General features: G+C 33.1%; 1 protein-coding gene. It reads right to left on the bottom strand.

From position 1 onward, the window contains the following. Window positions 1–94 precede the first annotated feature (94 nt). A complete protein-coding gene (locus tag U9P79_09265) occupies window positions 95–1720 on the bottom strand; it encodes a histidine kinase dimerization/phosphoacceptor domain -containing protein (GenBank protein MEA2104810.1) in 1626 nt (541 codons plus the stop codon). Window positions 1721–1818: the final 98 nt, after the last annotated feature.

Here is a 1818-nt window from a genome sequence, read left to right on the forward strand (position 1 = left end):
TTAGGGGGATTTTGGGGATTTATTTATTTTTAAAATATTCTCTAATTCTCCTATTCCGGAGACTACGGACGATGAGAACCTCTTGGTCAAAGAACTATAATTCAAACTGTATGACGCTTTTAGTTCCATTGTCATTCTCAATGCTGTAAGTACCTTCTAATTGTTCAATCAGCATTTTAACCACAGTGAGACCAAAACCGGGTGATTTGTTTTCCAAAATTTTTTCATCAACTCCAACACCATTATCTTTAATAGTGATAGTGACCATCTTTTCATCTTTTTCAATAGAGATAGACACCAATCCATCGTTACAGTCTTTGAACGCATATTTGAAAACATTGGTCATAAGTTCATTAATGATAATTCCGATAGTGGTTGCCTTTTTTGATGAAATACTAAAATCTGAAATATGTTTTTCAATAATTATGTTGTCTGTACCAGCAAACACATCATGAAGTGAATCTATGATGTCTTCAATGTAGTTTTTGATTGAAATTTCACGGAGGTCTTTAGATAATAATAACTTATCGTAAAGAATATGCATACTTTGAACCCGGGAGGTTGCCTCCTTCAGCGCTTTTTTTACTTCAGGATTAGTAGTTGAATTAGATTGTAGAGATAAAAGTGCTTTAATACTTGCCATATTATTTTTGATACGGTGATGGACTTCCCGCAGAAGAATTTCTTTTTCTGTAAGTTGCTTCTGTATTTCTTCCTCCGCCTGTTTGCGCTCGGTGATGTCCAGAGCGGACGTGAGGTTGTATTTTTTATCCTGAATTTGCATTACTTCAGCAGACAATAAAACAGAAACTCGTCTGCCATCTTTGGCGTATATAATTCCCTCTTTGTTGTATATAGATCCATTCTTTTTGAGCTCAGCAATTGTTTCATCCCTGAATTCTTTATCTAATTTTACCAAATCGCTTGCTTTTTTGCCGATTACCTCACCCGGTTCAAAACCGAGAATATCGTAAAAAGATTGGTTAACCTCTATATATTCACCAGTTTCCAGATCGCTTAATCCAATAATTGCTGGATTGGAATGAAATGCTTTGGCAAATTTCTCTTCGCTTTCCTTAATGCTTTTGATAAATTTTCTTTTAATAAGTAATAGTACGATAATTGTCAGAATGACAAATGCTATAAAACCAATTATTGGGAAACTTTGAACATAAATTGTTTCTTGCCATTTATCATCTATAATATCTAATCCGAGAATTGCAATTAACTCACCATTTTTGTCATCTAAAATTGGGATTAATGCTGTTATCATTGTCCCCCAGCGGTCGGTAACCGGACCAACTGTCATTTGCTTTTTTGTTTTAAATGCATTGATATATTCATCCGACACTTCGGAATATATTTCGCCTGGTGGAGCATAATCCGGTGATTCGGGTATTTGCGAATCAATGAAGAAGAAAACAGTTTTACTATTTTTCTTCATTCCAAGTAAATAAAGGAATTTATAAGAATCATTTGATGTTCGGATATTGAATAATTGTTTTTTAAGGTCTTGATATGTTTGTGATTGTAAATCTGATTGATTGGCTGTTAGGCTTTTTAATTCATTAATATCAATTGATGCAGAAACAATGCTGGCATTTTCCAGTAATATATCTCGTAATTTCTGATCATTATTTTTTATGATCCAAAAAGAAATCATCGCTAAAATGCAAATTATAAAGATAGCGAAAATAGCATATTTTAGCATTTTGTTCATTTGAATATTCTCCTTATCAACTTTCAATAAGTTTTTTTCATATCTACATTTTTATGCAAGATAAATTCCTATAATGTTTGGCGTGTGCGGTGCTCTTC

This window comes from Candidatus Cloacimonadota bacterium (assembly GCA_034661015.1).
Lineage (GTDB): Bacteria > Cloacimonadota > Cloacimonadia > JGIOTU-2 > JGIOTU-2 > JAYEKN01.

Bases quoted from the DNA above. Each gene is read 5' to 3' on its own strand.
- U9P79_09265 (MEA2104810.1), bottom strand. From the start codon at position 1,720: ATGAACAAAATGCTAAAATATGCTATTTTCGCTATCTTTATAATTTGC.